Genomic DNA, 15,072 nt, shown 5'->3' with positions numbered 1-15,072 from the left:
CCGAAGCGGGTGATCCGCACGGCGCGCATGACGGGGACGCTGGGGGACCACCCGATGACGGCGGCATGCGGTCGCCCGTCGCCTCCTGCAGGCTTGACGCATACCGATATGGGTATATGTTGCTGCCATGGCCCGAGCAGCGACGACGTCGGACGTCTTCAACGCGATCGCCGAGCCGCAGCGCCGGGACATCCTGGCGCTGCTGCGGGCGGGTGACCGGCCGGTGACCGAGCTGGCCCAGGAGCTGGGGCTGACCCAGCCGGGGGCGTCCAAGCACCTGCGGGTGCTCCGGGAGGTCGGGTTGGTCCGGGACCGCAAGGCGGGCAAGCAGCGCGTCTACGGCCTGGACGCCCGCGGGCTGCGGCCGGTGCACGAGTGGACCGGCGGGTTCGAACGGTTCTGGAACGAGAGCTTCGACCGGCTGGACAGCTACGTGCGGGAGCTCGAGCAGACACGACAGGAGGAATGACCGATGGCAGGAACAAGGCAGGAGAACTGGGCGGAGCCGACGACGGCCGACCGGGAGATCGTGATCACCCGGGTCATCAGCGCCCCACCGGAGCTGGTGTTCAAGGCGTTCACCGAGGTGCGGCACCTGTCGCGGTGGTGGGGTCCGGAGGGGTTCACCACCACCACGAGGTCCTTCGAGTTCCGCGTCGGCGGCGAGTGGGACTTCGTGCTGCACGGACCGGACGGGACGGACTACCAGGAGTGGATCTCCTGGACCGAGATCGCCCCGCCGGAGCGGATCGCGCTGCTGCACGGTGAGTTCCGCGGCGACCCGAACGCCTTCGAGTCGGTCTTCGCGTTCGCGCCCGACGGCGCCTCGACCCGAATCGAGATGCGCACGGTGTTCCCCACCAAGGAGTCGCGTGACGAGGCGGTCGAGAAGTACCACGCGATCCAGGGCGGCCAGCAGACCCTGGACCACCTGGCTGCCTACGTCACCGAGACCGTTCGGGAAGGAGCTGAGGGCTGATGGCCGGGAAGGTGTTCTTCAGCGTGACGATGTCGCTGGACGGGTTCATCGCCCCTGGGTCCCTTGGAGAGTTGATGGGGCGGCAGTGGATGGAACTGCAGCGGTGGGTCTTCCCGACGCGGTTCTTCCGGGAGAACCTGAAGCTCGGCGGGGGTGGCGAGGAAGGGCGCGACAACGACGTCGCGCGGGAGACGTTCGAGCGCACCGGGGCGAGCGTGATGGGCAAGCGCATGTTCGACGCCGGCGAGCAGATGTGGCCGGAGGAGGCGCCGTTCCACACGCCGGTCTTCGTCGTCACCCACGAGGAGCGTGACCCCTGGGAGCGACCCGGCGGGACCACCTTCCACTTCGTCGACGACGGCATCCAGACCGCGCTCGACCAGGCCCGCCATGCCGCCGGCGACCGGGACGTCCGCATCGCGGGCGGCGGCGCAACGATCCTGGAGTACGTGAACGCCGGCCTGGTCGACGAGTTCTCGATCGCGCTCTCACCCGTGCTGTTCGGCTCCGGAATCCGCCTGTTCGAGGGCGTGGACGCGGGCCGTGTCGCCCTCGAGCCGGTCCGCGCGGAGCCGACGCAGCGGGTGACGCACCTGACCTACGCAGTCCGGGAGCGGTAGGCGACTCGTGCACCGGGACCTCAGGTGGCCACGGTCAGCCCGCAGTGGCTCTCCCAGTGCGTGAGCGTCGTAGAGGATGTCAGAGTCGACGGGCGTGCCATCGGGCAAAGCCGCGGGCGTCCCCTGCGGATCCTGGTCCTGGAACCGCTGGTCGACCTCGATCACCCAGGCCTCGTAACGGGCTTCCCGCACTCCGCTCGCAGACGCCGGGTCGTCGAGGCCGGCCTGCTGCCGAGAACGAGCAGGTCCTCGACGGTGAAACCGCCACTGTGCTCGGGTGGCTGGGTGGCGAAGAGCTCCCGGCGCAACTGGTCGAACTGGCCGGCCTCCGCGGCGAGGGCCAGTGCGTTGTCGGCGCGCACAGGCTCGGCCCAGGGAGCAGCGCATGCGGTGTTCGACCGCCACCGCGCCGGCCGCGACCTCTCGACGCACTGCGCCGGGGTGGAGCGGCTGAATGAGGCGAACCCGCACCCGACCTGCGGTGAGGGGCGGGTCGCTCCAGGCCGAGGTGTCGTCGGCGGCCTGATCTGCCGAGGAGCCACCCGCGCTTGATCCTCGGGCCGGAATGCGGAATCGCAGCTGCTCATCCCTGTCGCATTCCGCGATTTCTGCTTAATCTTTCATCGTGCCCGATTGGGACGTGACCGCGCTGGCAGCTCTGCACGAGTGCAAGCAGGCCCTGGAGGAACGCGAAGTCCTGGCGTGGCTGCGCGAGGCGACGCGGATGATGTGGCGGCCCAACGCCGAGCGCTACGAGCCGTCCCATCTGTTCGACACGCCACGGGGGGTTGCGGGTCTGGCATGGGAGAACCTGCGCGAGCGCATGTTGGCCGACTACCGCTCGCCTCAGGCCCCGTGGCGGGCGCGAGGCGTACGCCTGACCGTGCCGCGCGGTTCGCTGCTGATCCACGTCGATGACCTGGCGGTGCATGTGATCAAGGCACCGGGTCTGCGGCTCCGCGAGCCGGAGTGGGCCCGCTTCGTCTGGGACACCAGCACCACGCGTCACGCCGCCGCCCGGAACGCTGGCGACGCCGTGCTCCCGCCCCCGCCGATGGACGGGCAACTGGCGTTCGACTTCGACATCCCCTGGTCGGGGCGGTGCCCTGTGTGGCGGGACGTGTTCTTCGTCTGGGCCGGGGACACCATGGGACTCACCGCGGGCTGGCTGGGCCTGCCGCACCTGGGCCCACCACGATGGCTCGCCGTCACCCCGCTGTGGCGCGATGACATGACCGCCGTCGAGGCTCCGGATGACGTCCCACGGGGCCCGGCGACGCCAGCGTTCTCCGAGCGCGACGTCCCCGAGGCGCCCGTGTCCTTGAAGCGGAGGCCGGAGCAGGCCACGCGATGACCGAGCAACCTCCGCGGGTCGCCGCCGCGCGGCGGCGCCGCAGTTCGGGGTCCGTGGCGGCTTTCGACAGCCGCCGCCTGGCGGTCGGCCGTCGACTGGCCTGCATGACGCGGGCGGAACTGGCTCGGCGCATCGAGGTCACCCCCGCCGCGGTGACCCAGTTCGAGCGCGGAGCGGCCCGCCCGACCACGACGGTGCTCACCCGTCTCGGCCTCACGCTCGGTGTGCCGGAGGAGTTCTTCTCCCGCGGCCTCGACATCCCCGAGGTGCCTCCCTCGACCGCGCACTTCCGTTCCCTCCGGAGCACCCCGGCCAGACGGCGCGAGCAGGCCCTTGCCTTCGGGGAACTGGCGCTGGCGGTGCTGGATCTGGTCGAGCGGTACGTTGACCTCCCTCCGATGCGTCTCCGGCCGATCGGCCTGCCTCCGCAGCCGTCCGAAGCGGACATCGCCGATGCCGCGCGCAGAGCGAGGCGCGAGCTGTCGGTCGGCACCGGACCCGTTCCCCACGTGGTCCGCCTGCTGGAAGCCCACGGCGTGCTCGTCGTCCGATTGCCGGCCGAGGGCTTTGATCCTCGGGTCGACGCCTTCTCCTCTTCCGAGACGGCGTCAGGCCGCCCTCTCGTGCTCATGTCCCCGCTGAAGGACGACAAGGCGCGCAGCCGCTTCGACGCCGCCCATGAACTCGGGCACCTGCTGATGCACGCAGGAAGGGAGGCCGGGTCCACGGTCATCGAGTCGCAGGCCATGTCGTTCGCCGCCGAGTTCCTCATGCCGCAGGCCGAGATCGCGGACTGTCTCCCGACGCGTGTGGACTGGGAGACGTTCCATGCACTGAAGCGCCACTGGGGTGTCAGTCTGAAGGCGCTGGTCTACCGGGCGCACAAGCTCGGGCGTCTGCCGGATCTGCCCTACCGCCGCGCCAACCGGCAACTCAAGGCGTGGGGTTACCCCGAACCGGGACCGCTCGGACCACCGGAGAGCCCCAGCGTCCTGGGAGCTGCTGCCGAACTCCTGGAGCAGAGCGGGACCCGACTCGGCGCCTTGGCGGAGGCCGCTCGCATCCCGCTGGAGTGCCTGCACGCGGTCATCGCGGCGGGGCGAAGTGACAGACCCAGGCTCACCATCGGGGCCTGGTGAGTCCCGCGGCGGTCGCCCCTCTACCGGTGGGCGTGGACCTGCCTCTCACGACAGGAGGTGGTGGGTGTCAGCGAGATGGACGCCGGACGACGAGATGTCGAACAGCTGCTCGCCATCAGTGCCGGCTGGGACGGGCGCGTGGGCCAATCGGAGGCCCTGGCAGGACTCAGCGCCGATGGTGCGCTGCCCGCCGTAGCACCAGGGCCAGCTGCAGGCGCAGTCGACCGGCGGGTTCACGGACACCCCAGCCGAGCGCGGTCTCGGCGTGCAGCAGCCGGTCCTGGAGCGTGGAGTGGTGGACGTGCAGCGCCCGGGCGGCGTCGCGCAGGCTCGTCGCGGTGGCGACGGCGTCCAGCGTGGCCAGCGCCCACGGGCCGACGGTCGCGGCGTGCTCGAGCGCCCGGACGTCGGGCACGTCCGAGCCATCGGCGGCCCGCACGAGCAGCGGCAGCGCGCCCAGTTGGTCGGCGTGCACCACCCGCCGGCCCGGATCCTCCTCGGTGCCCTCGGCGGTGAGCCGGAGCGCCAGCCGGGCCTGCTCGCCCGAGGCCGGCAGGTCGACCACCGCGGCGGCCGGTCCGACTCCCACCCGCACGCCCGCGGGAAGGACGCCGTCCAGACCCAGCACGAGGGAGCGGCCGCCTGCGAGGGCGACCGCCCGTCCCGTCGTCGTCACCCCGAGCCGACGGGCGGCGGCCAGCCGGTCTGCCTCGGGGGCGGCGGCGTCGAGCACGAGCTCCACCGAGGCCGGGTCGTCGACCACCCGACGTGACCGGGTCCGCTGGAGCACGGTCCGGACGGCGGCCGCCGCCCGCTCCAGGACGACGGCCTGCACGGTCCCTGGCGGGTTGGTCTCCTCGAGCCAGAGCACGGCATCGGTGCCGGCCACCTGGGTCGACGGCCACCCCGGGTCGACGACCGGGTCCGGGGCGGCGCTGACCGTGCCGTCGGCCAGGACGCGCACGACCAGGCCGCGCGCAGGGTCGACCAGCCGGGCCGGACAGTCGGCCAGGCCAGCCGCGCTGCGCACGATGGACTGCAGGTCCGCCCGGGCCTCGGTCAGTGCGTCGAAGTGCCCGATCACCCGGACCGCCGCGCCCGCCTCGGGATCCAGGGCCGCGAGGCGGAGCGCGAGGTCGTTCACCGGCCCACTGTGGCCCCTGGAACGTCTGCTGACCAGGGCGTCACGGCGCGAGCAGCTGGCGCAGCCACCGCAGTCGAGCGGCCCGGGCCTCGCGGGAGATCCGGGCATCCGGCACGAACTGGTCAAAGCCGTGGCAGCCGCCGGGCCACACGTGCAGCTCGGCGACGCCGCCGGCCTGCCAGATGCGGGTGGCGTAGGCGACGTCCTCGTCCCGGAAGGTCTCCGTCGACGCCACGTCGATGAAGGCCGGCGGCAGGCCCGACAGGTCGGTGGCCCGGGCCGGAGCGGCGTACGGCGAGACGTCGGGACCGCCGCGGTCGTCCCCGAGCAGCGCCGTCCAGCCGGTGTCGTTGGAGACCTGGTCCCAGACGCCGACACCGCGCATCTGGTGCGCGGAGAAGGTGTCGTTGCGGTCGTCGAGCATCGGGTAGATCAGGAGCTGCCCGGCCAGGGCGACGTCCCCGCGGTCGCGGGCCATCAGCGCCAGGGCCGCCGCCAGCCCGCCACCGGCGCTGGCCCCGGCCACCACGATGCGATCGGGGTCGATGCCCAGGTCGGCGGCGTTGCGGACGGTCCACAGGAGCGCGGCGTAGCAGTCCTCGACCGGACCGGGATGCGGCGTCTCCGGAGCCAGCCGGTACTCCACGGAGACCACGGCGAGCTGCAGCTCGGCGGCCCAGTCCATGACCTCGAGCAGGCCGGTGCGGGCGTCGCCGATGATCATGCCGCCGCCGTGGGTGTGCAGGACGGCTGCGGTCGGCGCGTCCGCCCCGGTCGGGAGGCAGACGATGACCTCGACGTCCGGCGCGCCCTCCGGGCCGGGGACCGACCGGGTGGTGACGGTGAAGGCACCATCCCGGCTGAGCTCCTGGTCGGTGGCCGGTGGCATCGCAGGGTTCGGCTGGCGCAGCAGCGGGATCATGTCGGGGGTGAGGGCGGATGGGATGAGCCCGGCCAGCGCACCGAGTGCAGCCGCGACCTGGGGGTCGAAGGGCGGCTGGGGCGCGTCCGTGCCGGTGGCTGCGGGGGGTGACGTCAGTGTCAAGGGTCCTCCTGGGGCGAGACGGCGGATCGTGACCGCCGTCACCATCTTCTCTTCGTTCCCCGGCGGCGACCCAGCGCCAGGTGGCGGGCGTTGTCCGCCACGTGGCGGGCTCGACGGCGGGACGGCGGCGAGCCCGGAGCGCGATGGCACCAGGTCCCACGGGTGCGCTCGAGCACGGCTCCACGATCGGCGCGGAACCACCGATGACCTCGAACTGCGCGTCGGCGCCGGGACGGGTGAGAGCAGCGGCGGTGACGGTGGCGAGGTCGGCGCGGGGGAGGACCGCGCTCGCACGCGCTCTCCGATCTCCACGTGGCCGCTGGGGTTCTCGTCGGACAGCCCATCGGGACGGACGATGGTCCAGCGCATGCGGGTCCGGGCGCGCAGATGGGCGTCGGCGGCTTGCTCGGCAAGCCGGAGCGGCATGACCGCATGCGTGGGGTCCCAGCCGCCGGCGGCCTCCTCGTAGGACTGGCCGACGACGGGCCCCCCGGGTCGAGCCCGAAGTCCACCGACATCCCGTGGGTCGGGCAGACGGCGTTCGTCCGGATGCCCTACTTCCCCAGGTCGAAGGCGGCTGCACGCACGACGCCGTTGAGTCCCGCCTTGCCCGCCGCGTAGATGCCGAACCCAGGGTAGGAGACCAGCGAGGCAGCGGAGGACGTGACGACGACGCTCCCGCCGCCGGTGGTCTTCATCGCGCGCGCGGCGTGCTCGATGGCGAGGAGGACGCCGACGAGGTCGACGCCGTTGACCTCGTTCCAGCTCTCCAGCGTGGTGTCCTCCACCGGCACGGTGCAGGGTGCGCCGGCCGCGGACCGGGCCGGCGTGGGAGTGGTCAGGTGGCTCGTCGGCGTGACCAGCTCCAGGTCGCGGGCGGCCAGGGCGGTCTCGCCGTAGCCCTGCACGCACTCCGGGTCGGGGCCGTCCAGTGGCAGGCCGGTGGAGAACGTGGCCGATCAGGATCCGATCGAGCTGGCAACGCCGCTACAAGCGCTTGCGCATGAGTGCCCGGGTCAGGACCTGGTCGCCGATCTGCACCGACTCCTGCTCGACCTGCCGGAATCCCAGTCGTTCGAACACCGGCGCGGCACGCCAGGAGGAGTGCGTGAGCAGATCAGTGACGCCGGCACCGGTTGCGGCCAGCTCGATCGCGTCCAGCAGCAGGCGGGCCACCCCACGCCCCCCGTGCCCCGGGGCCACGAACAGCTGGTCGACCTCGCCGCGCTCCAGCTGACGCGTGGGTGTCAGGGCGATCGAAGCGAATCCCGTCACCACTTCCGCCGCGTCGACGGCGACGAGCACGGTCGTCTCGCGGATCATCTGTCGATGCCCCGCGAGCGTGCGGGTCGCAGCCCATGCCTCCACCTGGGGTCCGGTGTAGTGCGATGCCGCCACCTGTCGGACCGAGGCCGTGCTGAGCTCCTGGAGGGCGTCGGCGTCGGCGAGATCGGCGGGACGTACGTGCAGACCCGAGGTCGGTGCGCCGTTCACGGGACGGTTGTCGGCGAGCCGCCGCGGTCGACCCAGGACGGTGTTCCCTGCGGGCCGGTCACGAGGCGAACACCGGCAGCAGTGCGGTCATGAGCGCGTGATGGTCGTAGGCCCGGGTGGTGTTGGCCATGACGACGATGCCGATCTTGTGCCCGGGATAGAGGCGCATGGCGTTCCAGAACCCGCCGCCGGTGCCCCAGTGCTCGACGAAAGCCGGTTGCGCGTCGCGGTCGGCGGATCGGCGGAACCAGCCCAGCCCGAGGTCGAACGGTCGCCCCGGCGCGTGGATGGTCCTCATGGAGCGGGCGGTGTCGGGTGCCAGGATGCGTGCGCCGTCGATGGTCCCGTCGGCCAGGTGCAACCGGACCAGGCGCGCGGCGTCGGTGGCGCTGCCGATCAGCCCGCCGTAGCCGGCCCCGGCGACCCGGAAGGGCCGCAGCGCCACGTGCTGGCCGTGCCGGTCGCCGACGAGCCCGGTCGGGAGGGCCGCGCGCAGCGCCGGGGTGAGCGGTCGCGGCAAGCGGACGTAGCCCGTCGCGTGGTCGTCCGCACGATCGCCGCGCGTGTAGTCGGTCTCGGTCATCCCGACCGGCTGCAGCAGGTGCCGGCGCATGTGGTCCTCGAACGGCTCGCCGGCCACTGCCGCGACGATCTGCGCGAGGAGCAGGTAGCCCAGGTTGGAGTAGCGGGCTCGCCCGCCGGCCGGCCGCGTGGGACGCGGGTGTCGGTCGAGCACGCGGCGGGTGAAGGCGGCGACGTCCGCATCGCCGGCGTCGGCAGGGAGCACCCAGCGCAGCGGCAGCGGATTCGCGGTGCCCGCCGTGTGGTCGAGCAGTTGGCGCACCCGGGGCTGCGGACCTGAGCGTGCTGCGAAGGAGGGCACCAGGGTGGCGACCGGTGCGTCGAGGTCGAGGCGGCCCTCGTCGGCCAGCCGCAGGACCGCCGTCGCGGTGGCGATCTTCGACATCGAGAACCACAGGTACCGGGTGTGGGCGGTGGCCGGTCGCCGGGTGGCCAGGTCGGCGTGGCCGAAGCCCTCGGCGAAGAGCAGTCGGTCGGGGTCGGTGACCGCCATCGACAGGCCGGGGACGTGGTGCCGGCCCATGAGGTCGGTGATCGTGGCGCGCGCGCTGTGGAGCCTGCCGGTGTCGGTGGGCTGGCTGGGCTGTGCTGCGGACATGGTGGTCACTCGCTTCCCGTGTGGAGCGGATCACGTCGATGTGCAGGCGGGTGGGCGATCCTCCTGGTGCGCTGCGACCTCGCTCAGGCTAGGGCCGGTGCGGCGATCCGAGGGACGTCCTCGAGGCGGGTGCAGACCGGCAGGCCGCGTTCCCGGGCGATCACGACGTCCCGGTCGGCGCCGGTCGACTCACCCGGCAGCCGGAGCACCCCGGCACGGAACAGCGGCCAGGCCTCCTCCAGTCGGGCCAGGTTGGCGGCCATGAGCGAGGGGTCGTCACCGGTGCCGGAGCGGTAGGAGCCTGCGATGAGGACGAGCATCGGGTGTGGGGTCCTCGCCATGCCGCTAGACTAGGCATAAACGTGCGGAAGTCGGAAGCAACATGAAGATGGGTGGTGGATGTGCTCGTCCCCGAACGGCGGGACCTCCTGCTCGAGCGGCTGCGGCGCGACGGGCGGGTCATCGCCAAGGACATCGCCGCCGAGCTGGGCCTCAGCGAGGACAGCGTCCGGCGCGACCTGCGGGAGATGGCCGCGGCAAACCTCTGCCAGCGCGCTGATCGAGCCGGGGAACACCGTCATCCTGGACGGCGGCACGACCGCGCTCGCCGTCGCTCACGCGCTGCCGCGTGATCTCGACGCGACCATCGTCACGCACAGCCCCACCGTTGCGGCCGCGCTGGTCGACCACCCCACTGTCCAGGTCCACGTGCTGGGAGGCCGCCTCTGCAAGCACTCAGCGGTGGCCTCTGGAGCAGCTGCGGTGAGGCGGCCGAGGCGGTCCACGCCGACCTCTTCCTGAAGCGCGCGCGGTCCCGGCGGGCCGCGGACACCTACGTGTTGGCCAGCACCGAGCAGATCGGCGCCGCGTCCCGTTTCGCCGTCCTGCCGCTGACGGCCGTGGCCGCCGTCGTCACCGACGCACCGGTCGAGGACGAGGTCGTGACGCGGCTGGTGCGGCTGGGCGTGCCGATCGTCTCGGCGACGGCTGGTCCGACGTGATCCTCGTGCCGGTCCTGAAGACTGAGCCGACCGCCGTGGCCGTGCCGTGCGGGTGTCTACCCGGCGGATGCCCGGGCGGCACCAGACGTCGTCGCGCGGCACCTCCAGCCGGGCCCAGCGGCGTGCCGTCAGGATGACCGTTCGACCTCTGGAGGAGTGCCGATGACCACGTCCGCGCCGCTGACCTCTCCGGCCTCGCAGCTGCCCTCCGGCACGACGGGCCGGCCGCGGCTGATCGGGATGCTCGGCGGGATGAGCTGGGAGTCGACCGCCCAGTACTACCGGCTGGCGAACGAACTGGTGCGTGAGCGGCTGGGTGGGCTGCACTCGGCCCGGATCCTGCTCGCGTCGCTCGACTTCGCGGAGATCGAGCGGCTGCAGGCCGCGGGGGAGTGGGGGCGCGCCGGCCAGGTCCTCGCGGAGGAGGCTGCGCGGCTGGAGCTCGCTGGTGCGGAGGTGCTGCTGTTGTGCACCAACACCATGCACAAGGTCGCCGACCAGGTGCAGGCCGCGATCGGGATCCCGTTGCTGCACCTGGCCGACACGACCGCCGCGGCCGTGCAGGCTGCCGGGCTGGGAACGGTCGGGCTCGTGGCCACGGCGTACACGATGGAGCAGGACTTCTACCGTGATCGACTCAGTGGCCACGGGCTGCGGGTCCTCGTTCCGGACGCGCCTGACCGTGCCGAGGTGCACCGGGTGATCTACGAGGAGCTGTGCCTCGGCGTGGTCCGCGATGAGTCCCGGGAGGTCTACCGGCAGGTCATCGAGCGGCTGGTGGCCGGCGGCGCGGAGGGCATTGTCCTCGGTTGCACCGAGATCGAGCTGCTCGTCGGCGCCGAGGACAGCCCTGTCCCGGTCTTCCCGACCACCAGGCTGCACGTCGAAGCCGCCGTCGACGCGTCCCTCACCGCTGCGGGCCCGGTCTGACCGGTCAGGTGAGGAGTGCCCCGAGCACGTCGGCCAACGCCACGGAACCCCGCTCGGCGTCGTCGTCCTCGACGTGCTCCTCGGGTGAGTGCGACACCCCCGTGGGGTTCCTGACGAACAGCATCGCGGTGGGCACGTGCTCGGCGAGGATGCCGGCGTCGTGCCCGGCTCCGGTGGCCAGGACGGGCGCGCCGGGCACCGTTGCGCGCACGCGGTCGCGCAGCGCCGGGTCGAAGTCCACCGTGGGGCTGAGGGACTCCTCGTGGATCTCCACCGTGCAGCCCTCACCGGCCGCGGCCGCTCCCGCTCGGCGGCCGATCTCCTCGACGACCGCCGCTGTCACGGCGTCCTCGGGATGCCGCACGTCGAGCCAGAGGTCGACCCGCGAGGCGATCACGTTGGTGCCACCGGGCACCGGTTGGAACCGGCCGACAGTGGCCCGGGTACCCGGGTGCTCGGCGGCCACCGACCGCACCACGAGCACGACCTGGGCGGCGACGACGACGGGGTCGCGCCGGTCGGCCAGCAGCGTCGTCCCGGCGTGGTCGCCCCGGCCGTGCACGGTCATCCGCCACCGCCCGTGGCCGATGATCGAGGACGCGACGGCCACGGGTGCGGCCAGGTCGACCAAGCCCCGTCCCTGTTCGACGTGCAACTCGACGAAGGCACCGATGCGCGCCAGCGCCGCGTCGTCCCGGCCCATCCGGTGTGGGTCGAGGCCGGCCCGGCGGGCGGCGTCGGCCAGGGTGTTGCCGTCGGGGTCCCGGAGGCCCAGTGCCCGATCGGCCGGCAGCGCCCCGGTGAGCAGACGCGAGCCCAGGCAGGCGATCCCGAACCGGGAGCCCTCCTCCTCCGGGAAGACGGCCACCGCCAGCGGCCGGGTAGGCGCCACCTGCCGCTGGCGCAGCAGGTCCACCGCGCGCAGCGCAGACACCACGCCGAGCGGCCCGTCGAAGGCGCCACCCCCCGGCACCGAGTCGAGGTGGCTGCCGGTGACGACCGCATCGACCAGCGGCAGGCCGGCCGGGTTCCACCACGCCCACAGGACGCCGTTGCCGTCCACGTCCACGTCCAGTTCGCGGCGGGTGCACTGCTCCTGCGACCACTCCAGGAGCTCGCGCTCGGCGGAGGAGAAGACCGGCCGGGACCAGCCCCCCCGGACGGCGTCCCGGCCGGTGTCCGCGATCTGGGCCAGCAGCCCCGCGGTGGTCTCAGGCACCGGCGCCGGTCCTGACCCGGAACTCAGCCGGGGCGGTCGCTGCCCCCATGGCGACGTCCGCGCCGATCTCCCCCAGCAGCGGGGCGAACTTCGCGCCGTGCCCGGAGCAGGGCGAGACGACGGTCACCCCGTCGACGCCGTCGATCACGAAGTCCTCCGTCGGTGTGTTGGTGAACAGGCAGGTGGTCTCGGCGTAGGGCTCGGGCACCAGGCCGGGCAGGAACGTCCGGACGTACTCGACGACCCGCGCCCGGTTGGCCGGGTCCACCGCGCCGGACTGCTCGGCGGCCGACCGGAGCTTCCGGCCGCCGTTGTACTCGGCGACCTTCTGCCCGCGGAAGTCGGCGTCCCGGCCGCCGGGCAGGGCGTACACCTGGATGTCGGCCCGCTTGTGGATCAGCGTGGGCCAGCCGGCACCCGGGGCGACGTCCTCGGCGTAGGGGAAGTGGAAGGCGTTCTCCTCCCGCACCTCGAGTGCAGGGAAGGACTCCAGGAAGCCGGAGGGGAGCGGGAGGGCGCCGAGCAGGTCGGGCAGCCACCCTCCGGCGCTGACCACGACGTGCCCCGCGGACAGCGTGCGCCCGTCGGCGGCGACGGCGGTGAAGCCGGAGCCGGCCCGCTCCAGCCGGGCGAGCGGCCAGTCCGTGAGCACTTGAGCGCCGTGCTGCTGGGCGGCAGCGACCATCGCGTGCACTGCGGTCTCGGCGTCGATGACCCCGGCGCCAGGGTGGTGGAGGACGTCGGTGTCCACGTCGATCTGCGGCCAGCGCTGCCGTGCCTCGGCGCGCGGGATCAGTTCGTGCTCGATCCCCGCCGCAGCCAGCACCGCAGCGAGCCGGCGGGGATCCCGGTCGTCGCCGAGGTCCAGGGCGCCGGTGGGCGTGATGAGCCGGCCGCCGTGCAGGCGTTCCAGTTCCCGCCAGCCGGGCAGTGCCCGCTGCACGAGCTCGGTCCAGCGCAGCTCGGGATAGGCGTAGCGGAAGATGCGCGCGGAGCCGTGCGAGCTGCCGTCCTCCGCGGCGGGGCGGCGGCGGTCCACGAGGGTGACGTCCTGGCCGCGTTCGGCCAGTCGCCAGGCGATCGCCGCCCCGGCGAGTCCGGCGCCGACCACCAGGTGCTGCGAGTCGTTCACGACTGTCCTTCCTCGATCGAGATGAGCACCATCAGCGCGCCGGCTCCGCGTACCGCACCGGCCCCCGCGGACAGCACGGCATCGAAGGTGTCCAGCTCCTCGCTGCCCGCGCTGGCTCCGCCGGACAGCAGGACGAGCGCGGCGGCGGCCGGTGCCGGTCCGGTCACCGGGAGCACCTGGACCGACGCGGTCCGACCCGGTCGCTCCACCATGACGTTCACCGCCTGCACGACCCCGCCGTCCGGTTCGGCGGTCACGTGAGCCTCTCCGGGGAACGCCGCGAGCTGCCCGACGGACAACTGCTGCAGGCTCCGCCCGGCGACCGCCAGACGGAGCCGGCCACGACCCACCACCAGCGTGCGGTCACGGCCGGGGAAGACGGAGAACTCCGCCGCGGCGGGGATGGTCGCCACGCTCAGCCGCCAGCCGGCACCGGCGTGCAGCTCACGGGTGAGTCCCCCGCCGTTCCGCCAGGGGGACTCACCCGCAGCGGCGTACCGGGCTAGAGACCCTGCCCTGGGATCCACGAGGTCCCCGCCAGCGGCACGCGAGCCATCGCGGCGGCCTCGATGGTCAGCGCCACCAGGTCCTCGGGCTCGAGGTGGTGGAGATGGGCCTTGCCGCAGGCCCGGGCGATGATCTGGGCCTCCATCGTCATCACCCGGATGAAGTTGGCCAGCCGGCGGCCGCCCTGCACGGGGTCGAGCCGGGCGGCGAGCTCGTCGTCCTGGGTGGTGATCCCGGCCGGGTCGCGTCCGGCCTGCCAGTCGTCGTAGAAGCCGGCTGCCGACCCCAGCTTGCGGTACTCGTCGTCCAGGGCGGGGGAGTTGTCGCCGAGCGCGATCAGCGCGGCGGTGCCGATGGCGACGGCGTCGGCACCCAGGGCCATGCACTTGGCGACGTCGGCGCCGTTGCGGATCCCCCCGGAGACGACGAGCTGCACCCGCCGGTGCAGGCCCTCCTCCTGCAGCGCCTGCACCGCCTGCGGCAGCGCCGCCAGGGTCGGGATGCCGACGTGCTCGATGAAGACGTCCTGGGTGGCGGCCGTGCCGCCCTGCATGCCGTCGAGGACGATCACGTCGGCACCGGCCTTGGCGGCGAGCTTGACGTCGTAGTACGTGCGGGTGGCGCCGATCTTGACGTAGACCGGCTTCTCCCAGTCGGTGATCTCCCGCAGTTCGCGGATCTTGATCTCCAGGTCGTCCGGGCCGGTCCAGTCCGGGTGCCGGCAGGCGCTGCGCTGGTCCACGCCCATCGGCAGGGTGCGCATGCCGGCTACCCGCTCGGTGATCTTCTGGCCGAGCAGCATGCCGCCGCCGCCGGGCTTGGCGCCCTGGCCGAGCACGACCTCGATGGCGTCGGCCTGCCGCAGGTCGTCGGGGTTCATGCCGTACCGGGACGGCAGGTACTGGTAGACGAGGTGCTTGGACTGGCCGCGCTCCTCCGGGGTCATCCCGCCGTCGCCGGTGGTGGTCGAGGTGTTGACCTCGCTGGCGCCCCGACCGAGCGCCTCCTTGGCCCGGCCGGACAGGGCGCCGAAGCTCATCCCGGCGATGGTCACCGGCGTGGACAGGTGCAGCGGGAAGGTCGCGTTCCGGTCCCCGAGCACGACGTCGGTGTCGCACCGCTCCCGGTACCCCTCCAGCGGGTAGCGGGACATGCTCGCGCCCAGGAACAGCAGGTCGTCGAAGTGCGGCACCTTGCGCTTGGCGCCGCCGCCGCGGATGTCGTAGATGCCGGTCTCGGCGGCCCGCTGGATCTCGGCGATGGTGGCCCGGTCGTAGGTGGCGTTCTCCCGCAGGGTGGGGTGCGGGGGCAGGGCGCTGGTCCGGGCG

General features: G+C 72.9%; 19 protein-coding genes. 9 read left to right on the top strand and 10 right to left on the bottom strand.

Annotated features, from left to right (window positions below):
* Positions 1 to 127: 127 nt before the first annotated feature.
* The 5 genes from FHL80_RS06095 to FHL80_RS06075 all read left to right on the top strand — a co-directional run bounded on the left by FHL80_RS06095 (position 128) and on the right by FHL80_RS06075 (position 4,092).
* Positions 128 to 469, top strand: coding sequence for an ArsR/SmtB family transcription factor (locus tag FHL80_RS06095; protein ID WP_138732562.1), 342 nt, complete (start codon positions 128 to 130; stop codon positions 467 to 469).
* 3 nt (positions 470 to 472) lie between these two features.
* A complete protein-coding gene (locus tag FHL80_RS06090) occupies positions 473 to 979 on the top strand; it encodes an SRPBCC family protein (RefSeq protein ID WP_138732561.1) in 507 nt (168 codons plus the stop codon).
* The gene (locus FHL80_RS06085; RefSeq protein WP_138732560.1) at positions 979 to 1,599 is read left to right on the top strand and encodes a dihydrofolate reductase family protein; all 621 of its coding nucleotides are present in this window, start codon (positions 979 to 981) and stop codon (positions 1,597 to 1,599) included. The genes FHL80_RS06090 and FHL80_RS06085 overlap by 1 nt, the downstream gene beginning before the upstream one ends.
* 625 nt (positions 1,600 to 2,224) lie before the next feature.
* Positions 2,225 to 2,953, top strand: a complete 729-nt coding sequence (locus FHL80_RS06080) for a hypothetical protein (RefSeq protein WP_138732559.1) — start codon at positions 2,225 to 2,227, stop codon at positions 2,951 to 2,953.
* A complete protein-coding gene (locus tag FHL80_RS06075) occupies positions 2,950 to 4,092 on the top strand; it encodes a helix-turn-helix domain-containing protein (protein WP_138732558.1) in 1,143 nt (380 codons plus the stop codon). Before FHL80_RS06080 ends, FHL80_RS06075 begins: the two co-directional genes overlap by 4 nt.
* 166 nt (positions 4,093 to 4,258) lie before the next feature.
* On the opposite strand, the gene FHL80_RS06065 is transcribed toward FHL80_RS06075, so the two are convergent.
* The 6 genes from FHL80_RS06065 to FHL80_RS06040 all read right to left on the bottom strand — a co-directional run bounded on the left by FHL80_RS06065 (position 4,259) and on the right by FHL80_RS06040 (position 9,296).
* Positions 4,259 to 5,236, bottom strand: coding sequence for a helix-turn-helix domain-containing protein (locus FHL80_RS06065; RefSeq protein ID WP_138732557.1), 978 nt, complete (start codon positions 5,234 to 5,236; stop codon positions 4,259 to 4,261).
* A 40-nt stretch (positions 5,237 to 5,276) separates the two neighbouring features.
* Positions 5,277 to 6,281, bottom strand: coding sequence for an alpha/beta hydrolase (locus FHL80_RS06060; RefSeq protein WP_246078494.1), 1,005 nt, complete (start codon positions 6,279 to 6,281; stop codon positions 5,277 to 5,279).
* 554 nt (positions 6,282 to 6,835) lie between these two features.
* On the bottom strand, positions 6,836 to 7,189 hold the full coding sequence (locus FHL80_RS06055) for an SDR family NAD(P)-dependent oxidoreductase (protein WP_216870479.1): 354 nt from the start codon (positions 7,187 to 7,189) through the stop codon (positions 6,836 to 6,838).
* 79 nt (positions 7,190 to 7,268) lie between these two features.
* Positions 7,269 to 7,775 carry a GNAT family N-acetyltransferase gene (locus tag FHL80_RS06050; protein ID WP_216870478.1) on the bottom strand — a complete coding sequence of 169 codons (507 nt, stop codon included), beginning with the start codon at positions 7,773 to 7,775 and terminating at the stop codon, positions 7,269 to 7,271.
* A gap of 58 nt (positions 7,776 to 7,833) precedes the next feature.
* Positions 7,834 to 8,955 (bottom strand): serine hydrolase domain-containing protein, encoded by a 1,122-nt coding sequence (locus FHL80_RS06045; protein ID WP_138732553.1) that lies wholly within the window; start codon positions 8,953 to 8,955, stop codon positions 7,834 to 7,836.
* Positions 8,956 to 9,038: 83 nt separating this feature from the next.
* Positions 9,039 to 9,296, bottom strand: a complete 258-nt coding sequence (locus FHL80_RS06040) for a hypothetical protein (RefSeq protein WP_216870477.1) — start codon at positions 9,294 to 9,296, stop codon at positions 9,039 to 9,041.
* Between the two features lie 51 nt (positions 9,297 to 9,347).
* Between FHL80_RS06040 and FHL80_RS26145 the strand changes: the two genes are divergently transcribed.
* From FHL80_RS26145 to FHL80_RS06030, 4 genes are all read left to right on the top strand, one after another.
* Positions 9,348 to 9,587: a DeoR family transcriptional regulator gene (locus FHL80_RS26145; protein ID WP_246078493.1), complete on the top strand. Its 240-nt coding sequence runs from the start codon at positions 9,348 to 9,350 to the stop codon at positions 9,585 to 9,587.
* Positions 9,511 to 9,756: a sugar phosphate isomerase family gene (locus FHL80_RS26910; RefSeq protein WP_342777322.1), complete on the top strand. Its 246-nt coding sequence runs from the start codon at positions 9,511 to 9,513 to the stop codon at positions 9,754 to 9,756. Before FHL80_RS26145 ends, FHL80_RS26910 begins: the two co-directional genes overlap by 77 nt.
* Before the next feature lie 35 nt (positions 9,757 to 9,791).
* Complete coding sequence (locus FHL80_RS25255) at positions 9,792 to 9,956, top strand: hypothetical protein (protein ID WP_216870475.1); 165 nt, start codon at positions 9,792 to 9,794, stop codon at positions 9,954 to 9,956.
* A 162-nt stretch (positions 9,957 to 10,118) separates the two neighbouring features.
* Positions 10,119 to 10,886, top strand: coding sequence for an aspartate/glutamate racemase family protein (locus tag FHL80_RS06030; RefSeq protein ID WP_138732552.1), 768 nt, complete (start codon positions 10,119 to 10,121; stop codon positions 10,884 to 10,886).
* A 4-nt stretch (positions 10,887 to 10,890) separates the two neighbouring features.
* On the opposite strand, the gene FHL80_RS06025 is transcribed toward FHL80_RS06030, so the two are convergent.
* The 4 genes from FHL80_RS06025 to FHL80_RS06010 form a co-directional block, all read right to left on the bottom strand.
* Positions 10,891 to 12,105 (bottom strand): allantoate amidohydrolase, encoded by a 1,215-nt coding sequence (locus FHL80_RS06025; protein ID WP_216870474.1) that lies wholly within the window; start codon positions 12,103 to 12,105, stop codon positions 10,891 to 10,893.
* Positions 12,098 to 13,237: an FAD-dependent oxidoreductase gene (locus FHL80_RS06020; RefSeq protein WP_138732550.1), complete on the bottom strand. Its 1,140-nt coding sequence runs from the start codon at positions 13,235 to 13,237 to the stop codon at positions 12,098 to 12,100. Before FHL80_RS06020 ends, FHL80_RS06025 begins: the two co-directional genes overlap by 8 nt.
* The gene (locus FHL80_RS06015) at positions 13,234 to 13,764 is read right to left on the bottom strand and encodes a HutD/Ves family protein (RefSeq protein ID WP_216870473.1); all 531 of its coding nucleotides are present in this window, start codon (positions 13,762 to 13,764) and stop codon (positions 13,234 to 13,236) included. Before FHL80_RS06015 ends, FHL80_RS06020 begins: the two co-directional genes overlap by 4 nt.
* Positions 13,740 to 15,072, bottom strand: a 1,333-nt coding sequence (locus FHL80_RS06010) for an FMN-binding glutamate synthase family protein (protein ID WP_216870472.1), incomplete at its 5' end; no start/stop codon positions are given. The genes FHL80_RS06015 and FHL80_RS06010, both read right to left, overlap by 25 nt.

The sequence above is a fragment of the Modestobacter excelsi genome (genome assembly GCF_005930495.1).
In the GTDB taxonomy this organism is placed as follows: domain Bacteria; phylum Actinomycetota; class Actinomycetes; order Mycobacteriales; family Geodermatophilaceae; genus Modestobacter; species Modestobacter excelsi.
Note: the sequence above shows the minus strand (reverse complement) of the source record. Positions and strands in the feature narration are given on the sequence as shown.